This window comes from Paenibacillus gyeongsangnamensis, assembly GCF_027533625.1.
Lineage (GTDB): Bacteria > Bacillota > Bacilli > Paenibacillales > NBRC-103111 > Paenibacillus_G > Paenibacillus_G gyeongsangnamensis.
In genome coordinates this window covers 145,013-168,623 of sequence record NZ_JAQAGZ010000021.1, presented here as the reverse complement: position 1 = coordinate 168,623, position 23,611 = coordinate 145,013, and the positions used below count along the sequence as shown (strand labels likewise).

18 protein-coding genes and 6 pseudogenes are annotated in these 23,611 nt (G+C 45.4%); 19 read left to right on the top strand and 5 right to left on the bottom strand.

Annotation, left to right across the window (positions count from 1 at the left end; translation table 11 throughout):
- Nucleotides 1-126: transposase (locus O9H85_RS37955; RefSeq protein WP_409348215.1), on the bottom strand; the 126-nt coding region annotated here is incomplete at its 3' end.
- A 611-nt stretch (nt 127-737) separates the two neighbouring features.
- Between O9H85_RS37955 and O9H85_RS27935 the strand changes: the two are divergent.
- From O9H85_RS27935 to O9H85_RS27920, 4 genes and pseudogenes are all read left to right on the top strand, one after another.
- Nucleotides 738-1,075, top strand: a pseudogene (locus O9H85_RS27935) (IS4 family transposase); the annotation flags it as partial.
- 601 nt (nt 1,076-1,676) lie between these two features.
- Nucleotides 1,677-1,862: an aspartyl-phosphate phosphatase Spo0E family protein gene (locus O9H85_RS27930; protein WP_269884683.1), complete on the top strand. Its 186-nt coding sequence runs from the start codon at nt 1,677-1,679 to the stop codon at nt 1,860-1,862.
- Between the two features lie 140 nt (nt 1,863-2,002).
- Nucleotides 2,003-2,949, top strand: a pseudogene (locus O9H85_RS27925) (hypothetical protein).
- 148 nt (nt 2,950-3,097) lie between these two features.
- Nucleotides 3,098-3,373: a cysteine-rich CWC family protein gene (locus tag O9H85_RS27920; protein WP_269884682.1), complete on the top strand. Its 276-nt coding sequence runs from the start codon at nt 3,098-3,100 to the stop codon at nt 3,371-3,373.
- 88 nt (nt 3,374-3,461) lie between these two features.
- Here the strand turns inward: O9H85_RS27920 and O9H85_RS27915 are convergent.
- Nucleotides 3,462-3,779, bottom strand: a pseudogene (locus O9H85_RS27915) (transposase); the annotation flags it as partial.
- A gap of 256 nt (nt 3,780-4,035) precedes the next feature.
- On the opposite strand from O9H85_RS27915, the gene O9H85_RS27910 reads away from it, so the two are divergent.
- The 4 genes and pseudogenes from O9H85_RS27910 to O9H85_RS27895 all read left to right on the top strand — a co-directional run bounded on the left by O9H85_RS27910 (nt 4,036) and on the right by O9H85_RS27895 (nt 7,855).
- On the top strand, nt 4,036-4,185 hold the full coding sequence (locus O9H85_RS27910) for a hypothetical protein (protein WP_333474277.1): 150 nt from the start codon (nt 4,036-4,038) through the stop codon (nt 4,183-4,185).
- A gap of 49 nt (nt 4,186-4,234) precedes the next feature.
- Nucleotides 4,235-5,188 (top strand): oxygen-dependent tRNA uridine(34) hydroxylase TrhO, encoded by a 954-nt coding sequence (gene trhO, locus O9H85_RS27905; protein ID WP_269884681.1) that lies wholly within the window; start codon nt 4,235-4,237, stop codon nt 5,186-5,188.
- 677 nt (nt 5,189-5,865) lie between these two features.
- A pseudogene (locus O9H85_RS27900) lies at nt 5,866-6,134 on the top strand (transposase); the annotation flags it as partial.
- A gap of 980 nt (nt 6,135-7,114) precedes the next feature.
- Nucleotides 7,115-7,855 (top strand): cell wall hydrolase, encoded by a 741-nt coding sequence (locus O9H85_RS27895; RefSeq protein WP_269884680.1) that lies wholly within the window; start codon nt 7,115-7,117, stop codon nt 7,853-7,855.
- Nucleotides 7,856-7,872: 17 nt separating this feature from the next.
- Here O9H85_RS27895 and O9H85_RS27890 read toward each other — a convergent pair whose 3' ends face one another.
- Both O9H85_RS27890 and O9H85_RS37950 read right to left on the bottom strand, forming a co-directional pair.
- Entirely contained in the window at nt 7,873-8,088 is a 216-nt protein-coding gene (locus O9H85_RS27890) for a hypothetical protein (protein WP_269884679.1), read from the bottom strand.
- A gap of 117 nt (nt 8,089-8,205) precedes the next feature.
- A complete protein-coding gene (locus O9H85_RS37950) occupies nt 8,206-8,484 on the bottom strand; it encodes a YolD-like family protein (RefSeq protein ID WP_409348213.1) in 279 nt (92 codons plus the stop codon).
- A gap of 469 nt (nt 8,485-8,953) precedes the next feature.
- Here O9H85_RS37950 and O9H85_RS27885 point away from each other — a divergent pair, with 469 nt between their 5' ends.
- From O9H85_RS27885 to hisD, 6 genes are all read left to right on the top strand, one after another.
- Nucleotides 8,954-9,118 (top strand): hypothetical protein, encoded by a 165-nt coding sequence (locus O9H85_RS27885; protein ID WP_269884678.1) that lies wholly within the window; start codon nt 8,954-8,956, stop codon nt 9,116-9,118.
- Nucleotides 9,119-9,369: 251 nt separating this feature from the next.
- A complete protein-coding gene (locus O9H85_RS27880; RefSeq protein WP_269884677.1) occupies nt 9,370-12,078 on the top strand; it encodes a bifunctional YncE family protein/alkaline phosphatase family protein in 2,709 nt (902 codons plus the stop codon).
- Between the two features lie 738 nt (nt 12,079-12,816).
- Nucleotides 12,817-14,148 carry a hypothetical protein gene (locus tag O9H85_RS27875; protein WP_269884676.1) on the top strand — a complete coding sequence of 444 codons (1,332 nt, stop codon included), beginning with the start codon at nt 12,817-12,819 and terminating at the stop codon, nt 14,146-14,148.
- 33 nt (nt 14,149-14,181) lie between these two features.
- Complete coding sequence (locus O9H85_RS27870; protein WP_269884675.1) at nt 14,182-15,312, top strand: M20 family metallopeptidase; 1,131 nt, start codon at nt 14,182-14,184, stop codon at nt 15,310-15,312.
- 15 nt (nt 15,313-15,327) lie between these two features.
- Nucleotides 15,328-16,599 (top strand): MFS transporter, encoded by a 1,272-nt coding sequence (locus tag O9H85_RS27865; RefSeq protein ID WP_269884674.1) that lies wholly within the window; start codon nt 15,328-15,330, stop codon nt 16,597-16,599.
- Between the two features lie 58 nt (nt 16,600-16,657).
- Nucleotides 16,658-17,941 (top strand): histidinol dehydrogenase, encoded by a 1,284-nt coding sequence (gene hisD, locus O9H85_RS27860; protein ID WP_269884673.1) that lies wholly within the window; start codon nt 16,658-16,660, stop codon nt 17,939-17,941.
- Between the two features lie 231 nt (nt 17,942-18,172).
- Here the strand turns inward: hisD and O9H85_RS27855 are convergent, their stop codons facing one another.
- Nucleotides 18,173-18,358, bottom strand: coding sequence for a hypothetical protein (locus tag O9H85_RS27855; protein WP_269884672.1), 186 nt, complete (start codon nt 18,356-18,358; stop codon nt 18,173-18,175).
- A gap of 47 nt (nt 18,359-18,405) precedes the next feature.
- Between O9H85_RS27855 and O9H85_RS27850 the strand changes: the two are divergent.
- The 5 genes and pseudogenes from O9H85_RS27850 to O9H85_RS37945 form a co-directional block, all read left to right on the top strand.
- Nucleotides 18,406-18,642 (top strand): annotated as a pseudogene (locus tag O9H85_RS27850) (transposase); the annotation flags it as partial.
- An 841-nt stretch (nt 18,643-19,483) separates the two neighbouring features.
- Entirely contained in the window at nt 19,484-20,623 is a 1,140-nt protein-coding gene (locus tag O9H85_RS27845; RefSeq protein ID WP_269884671.1) for a metallophosphoesterase family protein, read from the top strand.
- Between the two features lie 739 nt (nt 20,624-21,362).
- Nucleotides 21,363-22,070 (top strand): stalk domain-containing protein, encoded by a 708-nt coding sequence (locus tag O9H85_RS27840; protein WP_269884670.1) that lies wholly within the window; start codon nt 21,363-21,365, stop codon nt 22,068-22,070.
- Between the two features lie 644 nt (nt 22,071-22,714).
- Nucleotides 22,715-23,494: pseudogene (locus O9H85_RS27835) on the top strand (DUF1186 domain-containing protein).
- Nucleotides 23,467-23,610, top strand: a complete 144-nt coding sequence (locus O9H85_RS37945; RefSeq protein WP_409348212.1) for an SEC-C metal-binding domain-containing protein — start codon at nt 23,467-23,469, stop codon at nt 23,608-23,610. Before O9H85_RS27835 ends, O9H85_RS37945 begins: the two are co-directional and overlap by 28 nt.
- Nucleotide 23,611 lies beyond the last annotated feature (1 nt).

The following is a 23,611-nucleotide window of genomic DNA, read 5'->3' as shown; positions in this document are numbered from 1 at the left end:
ATGATTGCATTTTGGGCAACGATACCCATCGGGCCACTTCATTTTGAACAAATGCTGGTGGCAATCTTCTTCGGATTGAAACTTCTTTTGAAATTGAATAAGGTTGATCGATTCTTGCTTAGCCATGATACCCACTCCCGAACGTACGTTTGATTTCATTATACCAAACGAATGTTCGCGTTTAAAGAGCGTCCTGAGCTAACTGGAGAATCAAATATTATTTAAATAAGCGTTATCGGCATCTGGTTACTTTGAAGCAAATAGCTGGAGGGGTCATTATGGGTATTATAGTATTAAAGCCATCGTTTTTGATGTCTATGGAACACTGTTCGATGTTCATACCGTTATAGAAAAATGTGAGGTTTTTTTCCTGGTCGTGGATAAGAAATAAGCTCATTACGCTAGGAATACGAATATAAGGAAAAGCGAAGTAGACATGATTGTATTGTTCTAGTTTTGGGTTGCTTTTTGTTGATGCTGCCACCAAGAATACATTGAATACATGTAAACAAGGTTTAGACCTTTATCTTTCAATAGGTTACCACATGCTCGTTTAGATAACGTTAAAATGTTCGCTGGATCCTTACTTATTTTTTATTTATAATCACCAAATAATTTTACCAAAAGAAACCATACTATCTAAGATAATAGCCAACTTGTCAATACAAGCTTATTCAGACCATTATCTTCTTAGCGACAACAGATTCAGACAAGTGGGAGGAAGTACATTCGACCGGTGCAAGCCGATCAAAACTGAACGCTTTGAATGTCATGTATACGGGCAGTTGATCGCCATTTTGCTTAGTTCTTCTCTCATGTTTCAGATGCGCAGGCTTTTGCTGATGAAGAAAAAGAAAGAAGCCAGTGAATTCAAAGTGATCTGTATCTTAAAAGAATATTTTCTTTCTCTACATGATGCCATAAACAAGCGGATGATGTTGGGCGAGTGCTTCTCCAACTCTTTCGGATGATTGAAAAGAATGGACGCAAGTCACATCGATATGAGAAGAAAACCGTATTTGACATTCTAGGTGTAGTCTATGAGTGTAGACAGAAATCTCGATGTATTGCCTAGAAATTTGAAAATTCAAAAAAACGAAGCCGTCAAGGCTTGTTTAAGTCTGCACAAAATCCAGTTCTAAGCTAATTGATTTGGATCAAGTGACGAACTGTTGCATCTGTTCCTTTTTCGATGCTCTTAGCTTGATGGGCATGTGGCGGTACCCCATAAGTATCTCCCCCATTTTAACCATTATAGCTTATTTGTTCAATAACAGTAGATGGGGTACATCCTCACAAAACACCAGGTTTTATACATATGTCCGGAAGGTTTATCTCACTCAAAATAAATTCCGTACCTGTCGAGGGTTTGCCCTCTGACACGCCATTACATGAGGCTCAAGAGTACATACGATCCTTTGTCATGCCGAGGTTCTACCCGTATCAATACTGGAATTGCTATTCGAGCAAACGTTATGGCGGGTGGATTGTGACGTTGATGAAGGAAGACAGAACAATTGATATGGACGAGATATCCCAACTATCTACCGACCCCGTTTTGGAGGGTTTAGATTTAAAATCAATTGGATGGTTACATTAATTCCCAATTATTATATGATTTTATTGATATAAGAAGATAATGCTTGTCGTAGTTTTTAGGGGGAAGGTAGAGAGAAATGGATGAGATCGAAAAAATAAATGGAGAGATCGAGACATTACGATCACGCCTTGTTGATTTTGGGATGAAATGTGGTGATTTACATCAAGAAGAGGTCGTATATCTTAACCAAAAGTTGGACGAATTGATCATTAGTTCTTATAGATTAACGATGACCAAGGATTTGGATGCTAAAATAGTTTAGAAAACTAGCATACCAAAAATTTGGGATACAAATATACTAATGCGTACATCAGACATGTTCACAAAACACCTACTGAATGGCAAGGGTGGACTTCCTGTCACCCTTGTTTTTTCTATGGTTTATGAAAGGAAGCGAAAACCATGAATGTACCGGTCTCAAAAAAAGAAACGATGATTTCTTATATCGCGGCTTTTGCCTTTATTTTGGGATGGTTACGGCTTCGGTGATGATGAATGATCACGAAATCATTTTGCCCGAAATTCCGGCAATGGCAATTGCCATGTGGGTGTACCGGGAAGCAGGATGGATTAGGCAGCCATCGAAGATTTTTATTGCTCCATCGATTACGGCTGCCATAGGTTTTGCGATTAATCAATTATCCATTGCATACTTAGGGAAAGTCATTCTCACTCTGGTGCTCATCATGCTGTTTTTACGTCTCGTTCAATCGAACCTGGCACCTTCGGTTGCAACCGGTTTACTGCCGCTGGTGACGAATGCAAGCGAATGGTCATTTATCATATCGGTTTTCATTTTCACCTTGATATTAATGCTTGGGGTTCTCATATTTGGATTCAATAAAGGACTTGAACAGAAAGTGAAGATTCAGTACAAGTGCATGCTGGTGTTCTTGGGGTTAAATTTCGTATGGATTGCGTTATGCTGGCTCGCTGGCTACCCGCAACTCGCGGTGATCCCGCCAATTCTCGTTGTGGTATATGAAGTTCTTCAAAAGCCGATGTACAACGGAAAGATGGCGTTTAAGCAAGGGCTCGTGCTAACCATCTCTGCGATGGTCGGAACGCTGTTGTACTTTGCGATTAATTCGTGGATTTTAGTCACGCTGTTGGATATTATTTTAATGATGATTCTTTTGCGTCTTGTTGGCATACGAATGCCAGCCGTGTACGCCTTTCCATTGCTCCCATTTGTGTTCCCTGGTGGTCAGGTCGCGGCAATGCTGCCCATAGGTGCATTAATTGCATCTGTATTCTTCTTTGCTTCGCTGTTAGCATATAAAAAGTTTGAAATGAAGCGAAATGGAAAGGTAATGCAAGTGTCTAACGACACAAATGTGCCAACATAATTAATCTGCGTTCCGCACAAAAAAATACGTTGTGTAGGAACATTTATGTCGCGGAAAAACGCACAAAAGTACCTACATTGTCGCGCAGCGAGATAAGGACATATGCGTCGAGACGATACGATTTAATGGAGCAAGTGATAAACCAAAGTTGAACTGCCGAACTCGTAAAGAATCTTATACTGAATCTGAAGGAGGGTTTATAATCAGCGATCAAGAAGATAAAAACATATGCCCTATATGTGGTAAAGACAATAAATGTGCTAATGCCTTAGGTAAAGATTATACCAAATGCTGGTGTTCAAAACAAATAATACCAAATGAGATATTTGAACTTGTACCTCCTGACAAACTAGGTAAAGCCTCCATATGTCTAAATTGTATTAATAATCTTAAGGAGGAGTATGCGAATACAAAAACAAAATAATAATCAGGTGTTATCCTCTATTTTATGTTTAGTTTCTCGCATACGGGCTTGGCCGTATTCGAGCGCACCTACAGACGACTAGCTAACTGCGCTTGCCTTCTCCGAATTTGCCTTCAACCGCATTGCGTGCAGAGGCATCAGCTTTGGCGGTTCGTTTTTGCTCCTGTTGGTCATCTGAAGGGCGTCCAAGCTTCGGTCCGCTAAGACGAATCCCTTTCTCCTTACAGTAGCGCAGGTTGTCGCGGGTGCGGTAAATCTGATCGGCTAGCACTGCCTTGGGATAGAATCCAAAGCGGTCGCGGTAAGCTTCCACGGAAGCCTGCAACGTGTTGCCTTCATTGTAGTTGTCCCAAGAAAGCTGCTCACGGAACGCATAACCGTTCACCACGCTGATCGCAAGCTTCGCATATGAAGCGAGCGGCGGCACTACCAGCATGCAAAAGGCTGCGCAGCTAATTGCTAAAGCTAAGCAAAGTATTGGGGACACAACTGCCCTTGAAGCGAAGCAGGATTTAAGACGGTTATTAGATGAGTTTGCGAATTGTTAAAGTGTTGGATAAAATTGAAAAGGACATACAGGCATTGCTTAGCGGTATTCCGATGGCCAATACAATCCTGATTGCAAGTATTCGTATGTATCCCTCTTGCCGCTGACCTTGGAAGTGACCGGCGTTACGCTGGAGAGGTTCCGATATCCGCTTCATGAGGCCACTCTTGAGTTTGGCCAGTCAATCGCCATCAGCAATTTGTTGATCGCCGAAACTGGGATGGATTCATATACGGAGAGGTCTGCTCCTCGTGATTCAAAATAAAGATTAATCGGTAAACGGACCATACTATAGATCAGGAGGAAGATGAAGAATGAGTCCTAAAACGTACCCAGCGGCAGATCCGCGGTTCGTATACCAGCCTTCAGCCGAAGGGGAGAAACCGTATCGCATCTTGTTGTATTACAAATACGTGACGATAGAAGATCCGGAAGGATTTGCTCAGGAGCATAGAGAGTTGTGCAAATGTCTTGAACTAAAGGGCCGTATTCTTGTTGCCCCTGAGGGTATTAACGGCACGGTATCCGGCACCGTCGATCAAACGGACGCATATTTGGGGTACATGAATGAGCACCCGTTGTTTCGCGACCTCGTTTTTAAAATTGACGATGCGGACGAGCACGCCTTTCAAAAAATGTTTGTCCGGCCGAAAAAGGAACTGGTCACCTTCCGGCTCGAAGACGATGTCAACCCGAACGAAATGACTGGTACGCACTTGAAACCGAAAGAGTTTTTCGAAATGCTGCAAAGGGACGATGTCATCGTCCTGGACGGCCGCAACGACTATGAATTCGATATCGGCCATTTCCGCGGAGCGATCCGTCCCGAAGTTGAATCGTTCCGGGAATTTCCGGACTGGATTCGCGAAAACATGGAGCAATTTAAGGACAAGCCCATTTTGACGTATTGCACGGGAGGTATCCGCTGCGAAAAGCTGTCCGGCTTCCTCATGCGCGAAGGCTTTAAAGAGGTGTATCAGCTGGACGGCGGGATTGCCACGTACGGGAAAGATCCCGAAGTTCAAGGAAAACTGTTCGACGGCAAAATGTACGTGTTCGACGAACGGATTTCGGTACCCGTCAATCAGGTAGAACCCGTCGTTGTCGGCAAATGCCACCATTGCGGAAAAACGGAGGACCGTTACATTAATTGCGCCAACGACTTCTGCCATAAACAGCACATCGTCTGTCCGGACTGCTATGAGAAGCACAATCAATTTTGCTCGAAAGAATGCGAAGAATATTGGCTGAACAGGGCGGAAGTCTGAAAAATTAGGTTTAGGAGGACAAGAACATACATTCATTAGAAGCCGCGCGGTAGAAGGTCTAATTTCAGACCGGAAGGATAGCCTTATCCTTTTTTGATAGGGGTAGTACCAACGTAGCTGTCACCACCCGCAAAGTAGATGTAAACAACTGGTAAATAACGAGCTATAATGCAGAGAAAAGTTCCGAATTCGGTAATGGTAGTAGAATAACTTGCATTTCGTGTGTAACTCGCTTCAATCCAGCACTTAAAGAAGCTCAGAGAGGGTATCGAAGTTCCGATACTCACGAAAAACGGAGGTAGGGGCTACAACTATACATTCAATGCCCATAGATAGAAGTAATCGGTAGATTCCGTATCCAGAGGATCCAGCTTCATAACAAACAAATAAATTTTCAGGATCACCTAAACTTTTCATTAATTTGCGAATGTTTTCTGGTTTATTTTGAATGGTACTATGAAATCTAGGTTCTCCACGACCTGAATCAGCAATCGCAACAGCAATAGTGTCCTTAGAGGCGCGTCTAAACCAACAAATTTTTGTACATCCTTCATAATAATCGGCTCCTTTTCGTGTGTAGCTCTACACTTTGTTTTGATTGGATAGTAACATTATGACCAAGTGCAACCTACGTTAAGCGATGGGATCCGTTTCGTTCATTATGACTAACGGAGACTTCTTACGATTACCAGAAGCAGTTGAAGGACTACTCAATGAATAGCAGCATGAGTCGAAAAGGAAACTGTTATGACAACGCCTGTATCGAATCAGCATTATTAAGAAAGAGCTCATTTATCTGAATAAGTACCAGACGCGTGAGGAAGCCCAAAAGAGCATCTTTGAGTACATTGAAGTCTTTTACAACAATGAGCGCATACATTCCTCTATTGGATATTCAACACCAGCAGACTTTGAGCGCAATTACTACGTTAGTGCGGTGCTGTAATAAATCTGTGTCTACTATATTGACAGAAGTGCACTTTCGAATGATTTAAAAAGAATGGACGCAAGTCACATCGATATGAGAAGAAAACGGTGTTTGACATCCTGGGTGTGGTGGGTGAGTATTCGCAGAAATCTCGACCTGCTGCTTAGAAAATAGAAATTAAAAAAAGACAGCCTGAGAAGGCTTGTTTAGGTCTGCACGAAATTCCGTTTAGAGCTGAATTGGATCAGGCTCAAGGGTGAACCGATAATATGCATCCGTTTCTTTGTTCTTAGCTTGATGGGCATGGGGTAGTACCAACAAAACGCGGTTATCTTAACTGGCTTAATCCATACTATTCATAGTAAACAAAGTAACGAATTTCGCCGATAATGTTACTTTGTTTACGTGCTATCTTAACTCTGTAAACAGCGTATTCAACGAAGTGGTGCCTTTACAATGAGTAGGCATCGGATAACCTTGATAGGTAAACCGTGCCCTATGGGCATCGGCGCACGAATTTAAAATCCGATGCCGCGAGGCTCATTGTCAAGGCGAATACGTTGTTTACATATCTACATTGATGGAAGCCTTACAAAACAAGGATTTTCTAGGAACGAGATAAGATAACCGCGTTTTGTTGGTACTACCCCGTTATGTATTCGTATGTGGCTGCAGTTTTCCGTCTATCCATGAAAAAACCCCTTTTAAAAGGGGGCCTCAAGGAGAATGAAAAAAGGTTATGTCTATAATATAAAGCCAAAATATAATCATACCTTTACCGTAATTTTAAAAATCTTTAGAGGAAAAAAAAGGAATTCAAGCGCGACAAATGGCAGGATTTTATGATATCGAATTGGGGAAGGTCATGTCATCATGGATCGTGATCCACGATTTCTTGAATGAAAATGGTAATATAAGCAAAAAAATAGAGACAAAGACGAAAACTATGTATATGATAATCTCATGTGTGGTTCCACAACGAAAAGGGTGTGGAGAAAGTGAGAAAGCCAGCAATTTATGGATTTTTGCTGACCGCTATCCTTTCCAACTTCCTCGTAGTTGCTATTGGCGCAGATACTACTAGGTATGGCATGAATAAGCAAGTCGATTCCATCACCAAATCGAAAAGCTTATCTCAGCAGGAAAGCGAAATTAAAGTTGCGAAACCATTTGTAAGCCTGTTTCTTGATAAAAAGGTATTTACTTCAGCAATGAACCCATTGCCTGAGCACGTAGAACTTGCAAAGTCGGTACAACCGCCTGTACAGACGGCCGAGTTAAGCGCAGAACAAATACCGGAACCAACAGAACAGAAGCATGCAACTGATTCCACAACTCCTAATCAAGCCCAAACTACTGAAAGAGTAAGTGTATCAGATAGTGATAAGGAGTTACTTGCAAGGCTTGTCACAGCCGAAGCAGGAAATCAGCCTTATGAAGGTCAGGTTGCCGTTGCCGCCGTTGTATTAAACAGAGCCTTATCCGGCCTATTTCCCGAATCCATTAAAGATATCATTTATGCTAATAATGGCAGGGTCTATCAGTTTACGCCGGTTAAAAACGGAAGGATTAATAAAGCCGCCATTGATTCAGCCAGACAAGCTGTTCATGATGCTTTAAGCGGTAGTGATCCAAGTATGGGCGCGCTGTATTTCACAAATATGAATATAGAACGTCATAAACCGAACTCGAATGCTAAAGTCACAGTAATCATTGGTGGACACACATTTTTTAAGTAAGATTAGGCAGGGGGAAGTCATCTTCCCTTTTCTAATGTTTTCTTCGTGGTGATATAGACTATCAGACAAATGTTTTGAATGAAGAGCATCACATGAATTGCAGCAGCAGGCAAAGTTTGGCGGAACCTAAAAGAAACGTTTTCAGGACATATGAACAAAATCACCATGTTTGATGAACATGTCCATACAAAACGACGAAGGAGCTTGCCGCGGCAAGCTCCTTTTTCTTTCAAACGAAAATCCTCCCTAATTGATTTTACCGGTGGATTTTCTCTGATATGGGCACAGCGGGGGGACCAACCACCACTGCACTTTAAGTATATCCAACAGATCGCTAAAAACACTATGATTTAATCAATCTGAAACTGAATATTTAAGATGTCGTCCAATGGAATCCATTCAAACCCTTCAGTACAGCTTATTTTGATCTTGCGAAGTTGTTGATCAATTCTTGTGATAATTCCAGTAATCTCTTGATCCTTAACACCATCCTGCGATCTTAGAGTGATGAAGCGTTGGTTGAGAAATGATTCACAAAGTATGCGCGGCCTGCGGGATGTAGAGCGAAAAATCGAGCAAGAAGAGAAACGGCAACCGAGACCGTACGAACAAACGCCGCGACGAAACACGACTCTTCGAGCGATACGCCAGAAGCAACGATATCCACGGAAGTTCAGGTAGCAAAGGGATATGTCGCCGCTGTCCGGGCATTGCTCCTTGAAGACGGTGAACCGCCACTTAATCTGCCCGGCATGTTAACAACTTACGTGAAATGCCGCCAATTGTTGCTGCAGAAATCGCGCGACGTTTAAAGCAGGGTGCACATGGTAAATCTCAGCGCTTAATCAGAGTTGCAGCTACAGCTATGATTAAGCTTTTTTTTGTTGTTCCGCTGCTGATGCCGGATAGCTGGAGAGTTGTTGCATCCGTACATAGGGCTTGCTGAATGATTGTTTAGCAGAAATTCAGGGCAGGGCGTCGACGTAAAACGAAAGTGAAGATGAGGCAAAAAAGAACGCGCAGCCTGCCGGCCTGCCACGGGCTACTTTTGTTTTTGTATACAGATTTTCGTTCCGGATCCCGCCGGCAGCTGTGTTTTTGTATACGAATTACCCGTTGCCGTTGCGCGCTAGGCGTTTTTTTGCAGCATCCATCGACCGGGTGCTGGCCATGATCGATTCTGGCGAGATCGTTCCTTATTGGATTCGTGAAGCATTGCCGGATATGAAGGCAACGATCGAGAAAAACGGAATCAATAATTAAGATCAGTCGTCCATTCCCCGATCAAACCTTATGTAGCCTGAACCCATAAGAAGCATCATCAAGCTTATGTTGACTCCGACGAGCCAGAGGATTTCAAGATCTCAGAGGTTTCACATTAAAAATCCTTAATAATAACTTAAAATTTCTTTAAATAATTTTAATCATATTTATGGTATCTTTAACTGGGCTTAATTAGTCTTACTACATGACTAATTAAGCAAATAAGATAAAACTTAAAGGAGGGAAATTATTTGAAAATTAAGAGTAAGAAAAAGCTAGTCACTGTAGTTACACTAGCAGCACTGACTTTTAGTTCAAGCGTAGCCTTCGCAAAGTACGAATATCCAAAGGTAGGCCGGCAGCCGGACGGTTCGGTACTGACCACCACCAACCAGTTCGTGAAGCCCGCCGGCGACACGGTCGAGCAGACCGGCCGCCCGATGGCCCTCAAGGTGCGTCCCGACGGCAAGACCGCCGTCAACATGACATGGGACGGCAAGGGCCAGTTCACCGTCACCAACCTGACCACCTTGAAGGTGATCCAGCAGGTCTCCGCGCCGGCAGGTGTCGGCAGCGGCAAGATCTCCTATGGCGGCCTGCTGTACTCGCCTGACGGTTCCACCCTGTGGGCGGCACAGACAAAGAACCTGCTGCGCTGGCAGGTGGCCGCGGACGGTACTCTCTCCAACCCCACCTCAATCCCGCTGCCGGGCGTGGCGGGCAGGGCCGCGATCCCTTCGGGGCTGGCGTTCACGCCGGACGGCCAGCAGATCCTCGTGACGCTGAACGGCAACAACACCCTCGCGGTGCTCGATGCCGTGACCGGAGCCGTGGTAAGGCAAATCCCGGTCGGCAACGCGCCCCGAGATGTCGTGGTCATTGGCAACCATGCCTATGTGAGCAACCAGGGTGGCCGCCCCGCGACCACCAGCGACAGTACCAATGACTCGTACGGTACGGCGATCGTGGCTAACAACCAGGACGGTTCAGCCACGACCGGCACGGTGTCGGAGGTTGACTTCGTGGGTGGCAAAGAGGTCCGCACCTACGACGTAGGCCTGCAACCGTCCGCTCTGCTCGCGCACGGCACCGACCTGCTGGTTGCCAACTCCAACGACGACAGCGTGTCGGTCATCGACACCGCCAAGCAACAGCTCAGCCATACTTTCGACGTCAACCCGATCCCGGGCGCGCCGTTCGGCAGCTCGCCGAACGCGTTGGCGATGCTGGATGATACCCATGTTGCTGTGAGCCTGGGCACAGACAATGCCGTGGCCGTGTACGAGTACCACGACGCGTCTCAGCCCGCCGTCTTCGAGGGACTTATCCCCACCGGTTGGTACCCTGGCAGTATCGAATTCGTCCCAGCGCTGAACAAGCTGGTGATCGCCAGTCAGAAGGGCGTCGGCTCGCTGGGCGACTTGAAGATGCAGACCCATGGGCTTGGTACGATGCCCGGCTTCGGCCACTCGGTTTACTCCAGCATCGGCACGGTCAGCGTAGTGGCGAAGCCGACCTCCGAGCAGATGCAGGAATACACGAAGCAGGTGTGGAAGAACAACAACTGGCAGGGCATCCAGAAGCGCAACCAAACCGGTAACGGCAAAGCCGCACCAGTTGCGATTCCAAAGCGTATCGGTGACCCTTCAACGATCAAGCATGTGTTCCTGATCATAAAAGAGAACCGCACGTACGACCAGGTTCTAGGAGACGACAAGCGCGGTAACGGTGACCCGCTGCTGACGCAGTTCGGCCAAATGGTGACGCCGAACTTCCATGCCCTAGCCACCCAGGGCCCGCTGATCGACAACCTGTACTCCAGCGGCACGATGTCGGCGGACGGCCACCAGTACCTGACGCAGGCATTCGTTAACGACTATCTGAACCAGTCGATCGGCCACTACACCCGCAGCTATCCGTACAACGGCGGTGACGCGCTTGCCTACGCCAAGTCCGGCTTCCTCTGGGACAATGCAACGAAGCATGGTGTGAGCGTACGAAACTGGGGCGAGTACACGAGCCGCTTCCAGGATGCGAGCGGCAATCCGGACAAGAGCAGCTGGCAGCAGTGGTACCAGGACTCCAAGATCCTGGAGGGCAAGGCGAACGGCCAGCTCCATACGCCGGTAGGTTCCTACCAGGCTTGGACCGACGTCCCGGGACTGAGAAAGATCACCCAGGGTGACTTCCCTGGCTTCCAGATGCAGATCCCGGACCAGTACCGCGCGGACATCTTCCTGCGGGACTTGAAGCAGTACGAGAATGATGGCTCGCTGCCGCAGCTCAACGTGGTGCAAATGCCGACCGACCACACGTCCGGCACGTCGGCGAACCAGCCGATACCTGCGTCCATGGTGGCTGACAACGACTTGGCCGTCGGCCGCATCGTCGACGCGATCTCGCACAGCAAGTTCGGCAAGGACTCCGCTGTGTTTATGATCGAGGACGACACCCAGGACGGCGTCGACCACACCGACGGTCACCGCAACCCGACGCTGATCTTCAGCCCTTACGCCAAGCGCGGAGAAGTAGTCCACAACTACTACACGCAGCTTAACGTCACGCGCACCATCGAGCAGATCCTTGGCCTGCCCCCGATGAACCAGATGGACATGGCCGCGGTTCCTATGTACGACGCATTTACTAACAAGCCGGACTACACGCCGTACACGGCACTGCCCAATCAGTTCCCGCTTGATGTCATGAACCAGCCCATCAGCCAGCTCACCGGAGTGGCCAAAGCTTGGGCGGAGTGGTCGAACGGCCAGAACTGGACGAGCGAAGACATGGCCAACATGGCCCAATCCAACCGCGCGATCTGGTACGCGTCGAACAACTTCACCCAACCTTACCCGGGCGACTCCAAGGTGTTGTACCCCAACGAGGTGCCCGGAGCCGACTGGCATATGCCGGCCCCAAGCGGCAGCAAGTCGAACGGTAACAAAGATGGCGACAACTAACTGATCGTTCCCGCGCTAGAATGGCCGTGTCCCAAACCCTGAAGGGTTTGGGCACGGCCTTCGTGCATTTTTCTTGGCGATGAGATTAAGAAAATTGCAAACGAAATTTTTTTGTGTATTTTATTGCAATAAGGAGAACATTTGTATTGAATAATATTGGTGAAAGAATAAAGTAAATTCGAAAAATCAATAATATGACACAGATTGAATACTCCAGTGCAGTTGGCATTGCCCAAGGTACTTTGAGTGAAATTGATGGTTTAGTATCGTTCAAACATTCGTTTATCTTTCGTCGACTTGATAGCTGATTTTACCGCTTGAATTTCTGGATTCTGGTTGTCAGCACGGAGGAAGTTCTTCATTCGGATCGCCTCCCACAGGCAACAAGGTTTTACCTGTAGGTATTAGACATTTGTTTCCAAAATTCCTTTAGTGCCACTTATATAGAAGGGGCTGCCTATGTACATAAGGGGCGCTCTGCGCTCAAGGGGGTAACTTTAGCAAACGCTTTTTGGTTCCAATCATTTCCTATTACACAAATTTTCAAATAACGGTTTACTCGCCATGTCGATTTATGTATAATGGTAAAAATCTTTACTGTATTAACGGCCGATTAATGGTCATACACGAGGATGATCAAAAATAATTCGGTTGAATAAAGAAGTACCGCTTAATCTGAATGTTTCAACAATCATTACAATAACGGCCATTTACGGCCAAAGGGAGGTGGCTCAACCCATGAAACAGCAACAATTTCGTCTACTGATTGTCGGGCCACAGGATAACGTGTCACAGGTTTTGGAGCTCGGTTATATGTTTCAAAAGCTTCAATTGCTTCCCCGTCCCTATCATTATTTAGATGAAGCCGTGGCAATCCTCCAAAAGAACGAGGGAAAATTTGACGGCGTATTGTTCACCGGGCCGATTCCTTATTTTAATGCGGCCAAAGTATACAAGAACAAGTTTCCGATGGTACACATTCCGTTCGGCGGAAAGGCACTGTATCGGGCATTGTTTCATGCAGTTCAATCACAACATCCGCTGAACAAAATAAGCATTGATACGATCTACGAGCAGGAAGTAAGCGATACGCTGAATGAGTTGGGACTGTATCCCGAGCAAGTGTTCTGCTTGCAGTACAATAAACCGCTGACGGTTCATGAGTTCGTCGATTACCATACGCGTTTATATGAACAAGGGAAAATCGAATCCGCTTTCACCTGTCTCCAGGCCGCCCATCTCCAGCTGCTTGAACGGAAGGTTCCCGTAATTCGTATTATGCCCCCGCGCTCCACTATTGCCGATACGCTGGAGAAGGCGTCGCTGATGGGCGAAACACTGACCAATCAGGCGAATCAAATGGTCGTTATTATCATCGAAGCCGCTCCGATCAATGAGATGCTCTATACCGCCAGCGAGCTGTGCGAAAAACAATTGGAACTGGAGCGGTCTATTTTAAACTTTGCTCAGGAGGTGGAGGGCAGCTTTACGCGAAGCATACGCGATCAATATATGATTGCGACAACCCGGGAACATTTTGGAAGCTCTGCCCAACCTATGACGGCCATGCCGTTCAGTCTCGGAGCGTTGAAGTCCGTTTTTCAGATTCGAATTGGTGTTGGTATTGCGGGAACGGCTTCAACCGCAGGCTATCATGCAAAAATTTCCTTGCAAAAATCAAGGGAACAAGGAGAAAACAGCTGCTTCATATGTCATCCTGACAAAACGATCATCGGCCCTATCGGCGTCGCAAACCCTAAAACCGAAAGACTGACGGTGACCGAGCCAATTCTTATGGAGCTATCCGGAATTACCGGCTTAAGTCCGATTTTGCTCGAAAGATCAATAAAAACCATCGCCGAAATGAAATTGGACCGTTTTACCGCCTACGACATTGCAACTCAGTTCGGCATTAGTGCACGAAGTGCGCGCCGGCTTTTACAGCATCTATCGAGCCAGCAGGTGATCGACAAAGTGGGCAAGGAATTGATCAACAAAAAGGGCAAGCCCCGCATCGTGTTTCGTCTCAATCACAAGTTTTATCAGGAAATACAGCGTACAGGAATCTGACCGCAGACAATTACATTCAGGAGGTTTTATCCCATGCTTTCAGCTGACGAAGTCACTCTGCTGCTCCGGGAGCTTATTCGCATACCGAGCAGAAGCTATGAAGAAGCGAACATTGCCGATTACATTCAAACGTATTTGCACAAAAGCAGGGCCGAAACCTGGTCGGATCGCAACGGAAATGTGTTCGCCAAAATCGGCTCCGGCCATCCGGTACTGCTGCTGCACGCACATATGGATACGGTTCCGGAGGGAGAAGGCTGGGAAAAAGATCCATTCGGCGCCGAAATTATTGATAACCACATTTATGGCAGAGGCGCATGCGACGTCAAAGGAGGGTTGGCCGCGATGCTCGCCGCCTTTGTCCATGTTGCCCAAAGCGGCCGTCCATTAAAAGGAACGCTAATATTCGGCGCGTTCGTCAGGGAAGAAATATCCCCCCCGAGCAGCAAAGGAACGATGCTGGCACTAAGTGACGGGTTCACAGCCGATATGGCGATTGTAGCTGAACCAACTTCTCTTCTGCCGTGTATCGCGCAGATTGGCCGAACAGAATACAAAGTGACGGTAAAGGGACGCGCAGCCCATGCGAATACGCCCGAGATGGGTTTGAACGCGATTTCGAAAATGGCCGAGCTTATTAACGAGATGGAGCGGAAAATTCAGCGGCCTTATTCGGATATTTTGGGGCGTTACTCCACCTTTAATATCGGAACAATCGAAGGAGGAATCGTTTCGAATATCGTGCCTGAGCAATGTTCTATCCTTATTGACCGAGGACTCGTCCCCGGACAGAGCGCGGAGGATTCATTGCATGAAATTCGCACAATTATTGAAGATGTTATCAAAGACAGCAGCTACTCTTATGAATTGACGGTTCCGTACCAAGGATTTCCCGCCGAAATAAACTCAAACGAGCCTGTGGTACAACACTTGTTGGCTAATATTAAAAAGCATGCGCATTCAGCTGCCACTCCTATCGGGTTTGTCTCCCACTGCGATGCGGACTGGTTGATTACATATGGAAAAATACCGTCGGTTATTTTCGGACCGGGAGACCTGAAGGTAGCTCACACCAATCACGAGTATGTGGACTTGAATGAAGTGGCTTTGGCGGCGCAAATATTGACCGACACCGTGCTTGATATTTTATACAACAACAATTAAAAGGAGGAAATCAAAATGAATATTACCAAATATCAATGGAAGACGCTTTCGGCTTCTTTTTTGGGATACTGCCTGGATTCGTTCGATTGGATGCTTCTTTCCTTTGTTATGCCGTTAATCATCACAACCTGGGGAGTTTCAGGAAGCGATGCCGGCTTGATTGCAACAGTGACTACGTTTGGCGCCGTTTTAGGCGGATGGACCATGGGCATACTGGGCGAGTATTTCGGCAGGGTACGAATGTTGAGCATCACGATCCTTGCATATTCCATCTTCACCGGTTTGTGCGCCTTGTCGCAAAATGTGGAGCAATTAATGTTTTTTAGATTCCTCACCGGGGTTGGACTCGGCGCGGAATGGGGATTGGCGCAAGCATTAATCGCTGAGTCGTGGGATCCCAAATTGCGTGCGAGAGCAGCGAGCTTCGTTCATTCCGGATGGCCTGTCGGATACGGTCTGGCAGCCGTCGTGTTCTCCGTGTTTGCTCCCATGTTCGGATGGAAAGGGTTGTTTGTAGTAGGCGTTGTCCCCGCTTTGGTCGTCTTCTGGATCCGGAAAAATGTTCCGGAGTCGCCGGCCTTTGAAGAAATCAAAAAAGAACGCGCCGAAATCAAGGAAAAGCTGAGGAGAAACCAGGCAAGCCAACAGGATATTCAAAAGAGCTCGTTTCCTTTGGTCTATATCTTTTCCAAACAGCACATTCGGGTCACGCTGCCGCTTCTCATTTTCATTCTTGGCAGCTATATCACCTACTGGGGCGTCATGACTTGGGTACCTACCATGCTATACACCGAGCATCAGCTGTCGATCGCTAAAACGGGAATTTTCATCGTTGCGCTGAATGTGGCCGGTTTCATCGGTGCGAACGCCTTCGGATGGTTTTCGGACCGCTTCGGCAGAAAAGCTACTTATGCCCCTTACCTGATCGTTTCCGCTGTAGTGCTTTATTTTTACGGTCATGCTTCCAGCAATACCGCATTGTTGGTTTTGGGCATTATTTTCGGTTTTTTAATCTTTGGAGCGAATGCGGGCCAAGGGGCATTTTACAGTGAGATGTTCCCTACCCATGTAAGATCGACTGCGCTCAACGTGCTTACGAATATAGGCCGATTAGTTTCAGCGTTTTCCCCTTATTACATCGGCTATGTTTCCCCGAAAATCGGATTGGGGGCTACGCTCTCTTTATTTTCCGTCTTGTTTATTATGATGGTAGCAATGCTGATCTTCCTTCCCGAAAACAAAGGGCGCAACATTCTGGTTCAGGAAGAAAACAGCTTATCCGCGTAATACATTCAAGGTAATACACTGCATAGAAACACGACTAATACTGAATGGAGTTGATCAAATGGCTCAATTTTTAAAGACAGGAAAAAGTAAATCAGAGCTAGCGAAAACGGAAGCTGAAGTAAGAGAAACGGTGCAAAAACTGTTGGACGATGTGCAGAATAGAGGCGACGCGGCGGTGCGTGAGCTATCCGCTAACTTGGATAAGTGGTCGCCGGAAAGCTTCAGACTTTCTGCGGAGCAAATCGATCGGCTGATGAACAGCCTGCCTGCACAAACGATCGAAGATATCAGGTTTGCTCAGGCCAATGTCCGACGGTTTGCCGAGGCCCAAAAATCGGCCTTGCAGGATGTTGAAGTGGAAAACTCGCCCGGCGTCATCCTTGGTCATAAAAATATTCCTGTAAACAGCGTCGGCTGCTACGTCCCAGGCGGAAGATATCCGATGGTCGCCTCAGCCCATATGAGCGTGCTGACTGCGAAAGTCGCGGGAGTGAAACGCGTCATCGCCTGCACCCCGCCGATCAACGGTGAAATTCCTGCGGCGACGGTAACGGCAATGGCTATGGCAGGCGCCGATGAAATATATATTCTCGGCGGCGTTCAGGCGATGGCGGCTATGGCATTGGGGACTGAAACCATCGCGCCGGTCGATATGATTGTGGGCCCCGGCAATGCCTATGTAGCCGAAGCGAAAAGACAACTGTTCGGCAAGGTGGGCATTGATTTGTTCGCCGGGCCCACGGAAGTTTTGATCATCGCCGATGATACCGCCGACGCGGAAATGGTCGCCACGGATCTGCTGGGACAGGCCGAGCACGGCCCGACTTCTCCTTGCGCGTTGATTACCACAACCGAGAAGCTGGCACAGGAAACGTTAGTGGAAATTGAACGGCAGTTAAAGCTGCTTCCAACAGGAGATGTTGCCCGCGCTGCATGGCAGGACTACGGCTGCATCATCTTAGTCGAGGACGAGCAGGAAGCGGTGGCGGAAGCGGATAAGCTCGCTTATGAGCATGTGCAGGTGCTGACCGCAGACCCTGACTATTTTTTACAGCATATGACCAACTACGGCGCACTGTTTCTCGGCCCCGAGACCAATGTCGCTTACGGCGACAAGGTGATCGGCACTAACCATACACTGCCGACGAAGCAGGCGGCAAAATACACCGGCGGACTTTGGGTCGGGAAATTCATCAAGACCGTCACGTATCAAAAGGTCACTCCCGAAGCCAGTGCTTTTGTGGGCGAGTATTGCACGCGCCTGTGCGAGCTGGAAAACTTCGCAGCACATGCCGAGCAGGCGAAGCTGCGTGTCCGGCGGTACGGAAAGCCGGTTAGCTGATAGATCTCCGTACGCAATCTTTTCAAAACATAGATTCCGATGAATCATCAACGCATCGTCCTTCATACCCTTGAACCCGCGATAACCGGGAACAAGGTTTTTTTTCCATGAACCGGACATCCAAAGCTTGCCGTATTCGGACAAAAAATGGTCCGCCGATTGCAATCCTATTCCGGGCCGTTCCGGAGACAAATGAAGCGCGGTTTCCCCCGCCACCCATTGGATATGCGGTTACCGGTTGCGGAAAACATCAAAGTCGGACTGATCCGCCAACTGAAAAACGTCTTCAATCCAGTAAGGCGTTGCATCCTTTTTCTGCAAATAGTCCATGAAATGCGCGAGGCTGGAGCGGTTGAACCGCTTATGGCAGTCGATGGCGATACGGGACCAGGGAACGTTGCCGGCCAGAGCCTCCATCCGCTCGATCGCCGGCCCCAGATCGCCCTGGTACACATGCGGGGTAACTGGATAATGCCCGTATCCACCACGCGAAATTGATTCAGCCGTTCTTGATGAAACATAAAAATCTGAAATTTATGTTCCTTCCCCCGTACAGTCCGAAATTAAATTTAGTCGAGGGTCTTTGGGGGTGGCTTAAGAAATCCGTCATTTACAACGTGTTCTACAAGACTGTCGAAGAGATCCGCAATGCCGTACAAGGATTTATTTCCGAGATCAACAGGTCGCCTCAGAAGGTAATTTCTTTGTATCCAACTCTAAAACTTAAGTGCCAGTTATATAGACACAACCTCAACAACATAGTACTTACTACATTTACAAGTAGAGACCTAATAAATGTCAGTGAAATAGGTCTTGTCGTTAATGATGTACTTAGTATTAGGACTTATTGAAAACCAATCTTTTAATCGACGGATATAAAGATAACAACGAATCATTTGCTGCTGTGGGGAGATGAAGATGGATTACTTATTTTGTCTGCATATAAGAGGGTTTGCTTGGTTCGAAAAAAAGTAGATATCTTCAAAACTGAAATTACTGTAAGAGGAATTAATGAAGGGGTATTTTTTATTGGACCATACCCATACCAAATTATCATTATTTAACTTATCGTTACACTAACGGATAACGAGTTCACAAATAGAGTTAGGGCTGCCTAGTAGCAGCCCTTTCAGTTCTTTAATAGTCAATATCTACAACAAAATCTTTCCTCTGTCGGATTGTAACGCTCGTATGTTAAATATCGTCAACTATGCGAAACCACTTTGTGAATCATGGTTTTTTATGTTGACAAATCGTGTGATTTGACGTGAAAATCAAATTAAACAACCCAATATCTTCGTCGCTGTTCACATTATGCGATATATTCGTAATGCAAATTCGCTCTAAGGTAAAGTGAAGTTGAATTAACTGATAGGATAGTTTAATCACCTTACCGCGAAGCGGTTTTCTCTTGATCAAAATTTAACATTTAACGATAACAGATACCGATTCCAATAAACATTGGCATATCGATGAATGAAAACGGGTCCTCATGCTGGGGGAATTTCCCACCATTATTATCGTGGAGGTGTTACGTAACATATGGGAAGATTTTTTGACATAAAAAAAATTGTTGATTATTTTGATCTTGTAACCAAGTTAACTTGGGCTTGTATCAGGGGAAACACTACTAGAGCCACCGAGTTGTTCAATGAGCTTCGCATGTATGACTACGACCCACGATGGAGTGAGGTCATCGAGGAGTATCTGTTGTTCAAGGAACAAGGCGATACGATCCCTTACGTTCGCTACAAGGATCTCAGCGATTTTGTCATTCCGATAGAAAATAAGCTGAAGATCGCATTTATTTCCGATTGGGGAACCGGAGCTAAAGACGCTGAGAGCCTGTTATTACAGGTAATGAGCCATGAGCCTGAAATGTTGATCCATCTCGGCGACATCTATTACGCAGGTACGATGGACGAAGTGCAGAATAATTTCTATAACATTATCGAGAAAAACGTAAATTTAGAGCAAACAAAGGTCTATAATCTTTCTGGAAACCACGATATGTATTCCGGAGGAAAAGGCTACTACTGGTTGCTAAAACATCTCAAACAGCAAGCCAGCTATTTCTGCCTAAGAAACGATTACTGGCAGTTCCTAGCGATGGACACCGGCCTCAATGATAACAACCCATTCACTACCCATTTGAAACTCACCTACCTCGATCCCGCGGAAGTCGTTTGGCACCTCGATAAGTTCAAGACTGCCGGCACGCGTAAGACCGTTCTGCTATCACATCACCAGTTCTTCAGTGATGGCGGAGTTGGAATGGACGAGCACGGCCGTAAAGTCGCTTTTAACCCCCACTTAAATACAGCGTTCCACAAAGTGCTTGACCAGGTAGAACTCTGGCTCTGGGGACACGAACATAATCTGATCGTTTTCGATGAATATATTAATCTGCAGCGTGGTAGATGTATTGGTGCCAGTGCTTTTCCTGTGATGGCCCATAAATTGCCATACCCAACAAAGGCAGATCTTAATCTGCAGGGATTGAACGCCTGGCTAACCATAAACAATCAAGTAATGTTAAGAACAAACAATGATGGCTTCTATAACCACGCCTACGTAATCATGACACTTGAAGACGCAAATGCCAGGGTGGATTACTATCAGGTTGATTCCATTGATAACGGTGACAGCGAGCTTTTGTATTATGATGAGATCCGTTCGTAACCGGAACCAAGCGATAAATTCTACCTTTTATCTACCCATCTAAGTTAGGTAATTGGCAGTAAATCTATTGCAGTAATGGAGACGATAGCTTAATAAAAATACGGCAGTCTAGGACTTTATTTTCTCGTCCAAGGCTGCCGTTGTTATTTTTATTGGAGTCAGTCTAAAACTTATTTCCCAAAAGCTGCCGATTTATAAATCCAAAAAACGCGTGGGATCAATAACTCAAACTTCGCAGAGCGAAATTAGTCTTAAACCCTTGATAAATAAAGCTGTATCAGGATAATAATCTATCCCTTGCAAAAATAGAAAACACCGCTTCCATTTGGTATAGTGATTGTGTCGAGCAACCCACTACCACACAGAAGAGGTGTCCTCTATATGATAGAGCAAAAAGAGCCCTGCAATCAACTACCAAAAGAAATTAAACCGGCTTTCAAAGAGCTTCAAGTGCTTAATTGTTGGCGAACCCAGAAATAACTAAGACGCGAAATGAGGCTGCCGCAACAGTATCAATTATATGTAAATGGGGTACCCCGATGACAAAAAGACGCAGTAAGTTAGGATTGGAGTTCTGGGGCTACACGAAGTATCCAAGTTGCAGGAATACGAAGACAATATAATTCATGTCTGAGTAGATTCAAACAAGAGCGAATGTACTTTGAGCAGTTCACAAAACATGAAAAGATTAGTGTGATGTATAAAAATTATTCACAGCGATTACAAGGGGGCAAATTAAATGAAGAGGACTATATTCATAGTGCTACTATCCGGCGCCTTTTCTATTGGCGCTATTTCGGCAGTTGCTGCAGAAACAAATTTGAAAGAAATAAAAGCTTATATAAACAACTCCCTAAAAATTAAAGTGGATGGGAAACAATTCGTTCCAACTGATAGTGAAGGAAATCAATTAAATCCTATAGTTTATGAAGGGAACTCATATCTTCCTGTCCGTTCTTTAAGTCAAGCCCTAAACGTATCTGTAAATTATGATCAATCCACAAGTACGATTACTTTGGGGGACGGGCAAGTTGAAGGGGATAAGCTGGTCCAAATGAGGGCAGGGGAAAGTAACACCGTTATAACCTCTAGGGATCCAGATATCCTATCTATACATAATGAACACGTTGTTGAAGGATTCTACACAGTAAAGCCACATGACATTCTCCCGAGTACGATAACATTTAGACTATATGCAAAGTATAGGAAGCTTTCGTTTAGAGTAGGTGCTATCGGAAGTCCAGCAACAATTATTGTGTCTGACCAGAAGAATAAAGTAGAACTTAAAAAGTTTACTATTATGGAATCGGATAAATTTAAGTCTCTGGAGATTGCAAATATTGGTGATGTGGATTATTTAGATATTAAGATTTATGGGACTACTGATAAAAACAGAGTAAATTTCACTACTGAAAAAGTCGTAATTACCGATGCTTTGGTGCACTGAAAACACCAATTGTAAAGATTCCCTTTTGTAAAGGAAGACGTGGGAGCTAGTAACTTGAGTATTAAATTTCCATATGAGGAATTATAGCGCTAAATGAAAGCTATACATAGAAGATTTTATTTTTCAAAGAAAGAGAAAAATGAGGTGTTCTATTATGGTAAATTTAATATTTATTAGAAATAGTAACGATCTTGAAACGATATACCAAATGGATGAAATCATTTATAAGTCTGATGAATGTAGGCTTAGTCCATGACACTAGTGCTGTTACAGGGTTTGTGGAACGGTGCATGCGTGAGATGACTATTATTGCGGATGACAATATAATAAATAAATTCCTGCTAAAATCGAATAAAGTCGTGATATAATAGGGGAACGGATGCAAGGAGCAAGGGACAAACCCTTCTCCCTCAATCCGTTTCTCTATTTTCGTATCAAGACATTATTCAGAAACAAATAAAGTTGTGGCAGAATATATCGAAAAATCGAGAAAATGACCGAGTTGTAGCTAGAGTTTATTTGCGCAATCTACCGTGAACAGTACATGGCGGAGTGTAATTTAGCAAGAGTTTTATTAATGATGAATAAAAGGATTAGAAATTAAACCATATTTCGATGTGAAAAGAGAGGATGAACTATTACCAATGCAATCAATACTTGAATCCATACGATATAATAACGGGAAGTTTCCGCACAATGAGTTACAGCAACTTATTCAGAATAAGGACGAAGCGATTCCTCATCTACTTTCCATTGTTGAGGAGGTCATCGACATTCCTGATGCCTATATTGACGAATCCTCAAGAATCGATCTTCTTTACGCCTTGTATTTGTTGGCTCAATTTCGAGAAACTCGGGTGTATCCACTGCTCATAAAGCTTTTGAGTTTACCTGATGACTTGGTAGATGCTTTTTTGGGCGAATGCATTACAGAGGGTGCAGGTCGAATGCTTGCATCAGTCTGTACGGATGACATTTAACCCATTCAGCAATTAATTGAAAACGAGGAAAATGGCGAGTTTGTGCGTGGGCAAGGTTTACATGCCTTGGTTATTCTTGTATTACATGGTAAGCTGAGTCGGGAATGGACAATCAATTATTTCCGTGAACTGCTCGCCGAAAAAAGTTCCGATGAATATCCGACCTTTAACGCTCACATTATCAGCAGCATAGCGGACTTGCACCCTCAGGAAGCTTACGAAGATATCATATGTGCCTATGAAAAAAGAGCCGTAGACTCCATGATGATAGACTTGGATGATATTAATCGAATAATGAACACGTCAAAGGATGCGGTAATTGAGAAAAGTAGGAATAATCATCATTTCCAATACATTGAGGATACCATCAGAGAAATGGAATGGTGGGCTTGTTTTGAGCAAAAACCGAAAAAAACATGTTCCCAAGCAAGTCGGTTCAAGTGATGTCGGAAAGTCACCAGAAGAAAATCAATCCCGCCATAAAAATAGAAAAAGTTGGTCGCAATGATCCCTGTAGTTGTGGCAGTGGTCAGAAATATAAGAAATGCTGTGGAAGGTAAA

Coding starts and splice junctions, on each gene's coding strand:
- O9H85_RS27930 (WP_269884683.1), top strand. CDS start 1,677: ATGGATGAGATCGAAAAAATAAATGGAGAGATCGAGACATTACGATCA.
- hisD (WP_269884673.1), top strand. CDS start 16,658: ATGGCTCAATTTTTAAAGACAGGAAAAAGTAAATCAGAGCTAGCGAAA.
- O9H85_RS27840 (WP_269884670.1), top strand. CDS start 21,363: ATGAAGAGGACTATATTCATAGTGCTACTATCCGGCGCCTTTTCTATT.
- O9H85_RS27845 (WP_269884671.1), top strand. CDS start 19,484: ATGGGAAGATTTTTTGACATAAAAAAAATTGTTGATTATTTTGATCTT.
- O9H85_RS27865 (WP_269884674.1), top strand. CDS start 15,328: ATGAATATTACCAAATATCAATGGAAGACGCTTTCGGCTTCTTTTTTG.
- O9H85_RS27875 (WP_269884676.1), top strand. CDS start 12,817: ATGAAACAGCAACAATTTCGTCTACTGATTGTCGGGCCACAGGATAAC.
- trhO (WP_269884681.1), top strand. CDS start 4,235: ATGAGTCCTAAAACGTACCCAGCGGCAGATCCGCGGTTCGTATACCAG.
- O9H85_RS37945 (WP_409348212.1), top strand. CDS start 23,467: ATGTTCCCAAGCAAGTCGGTTCAAGTGATGTCGGAAAGTCACCAGAAG.
- O9H85_RS27870 (WP_269884675.1), top strand. CDS start 14,182: ATGCTTTCAGCTGACGAAGTCACTCTGCTGCTCCGGGAGCTTATTCGC.
- O9H85_RS27855 (WP_269884672.1), bottom strand. CDS start 18,358: ATGGAGGCTCTGGCCGGCAACGTTCCCTGGTCCCGTATCGCCATCGAC.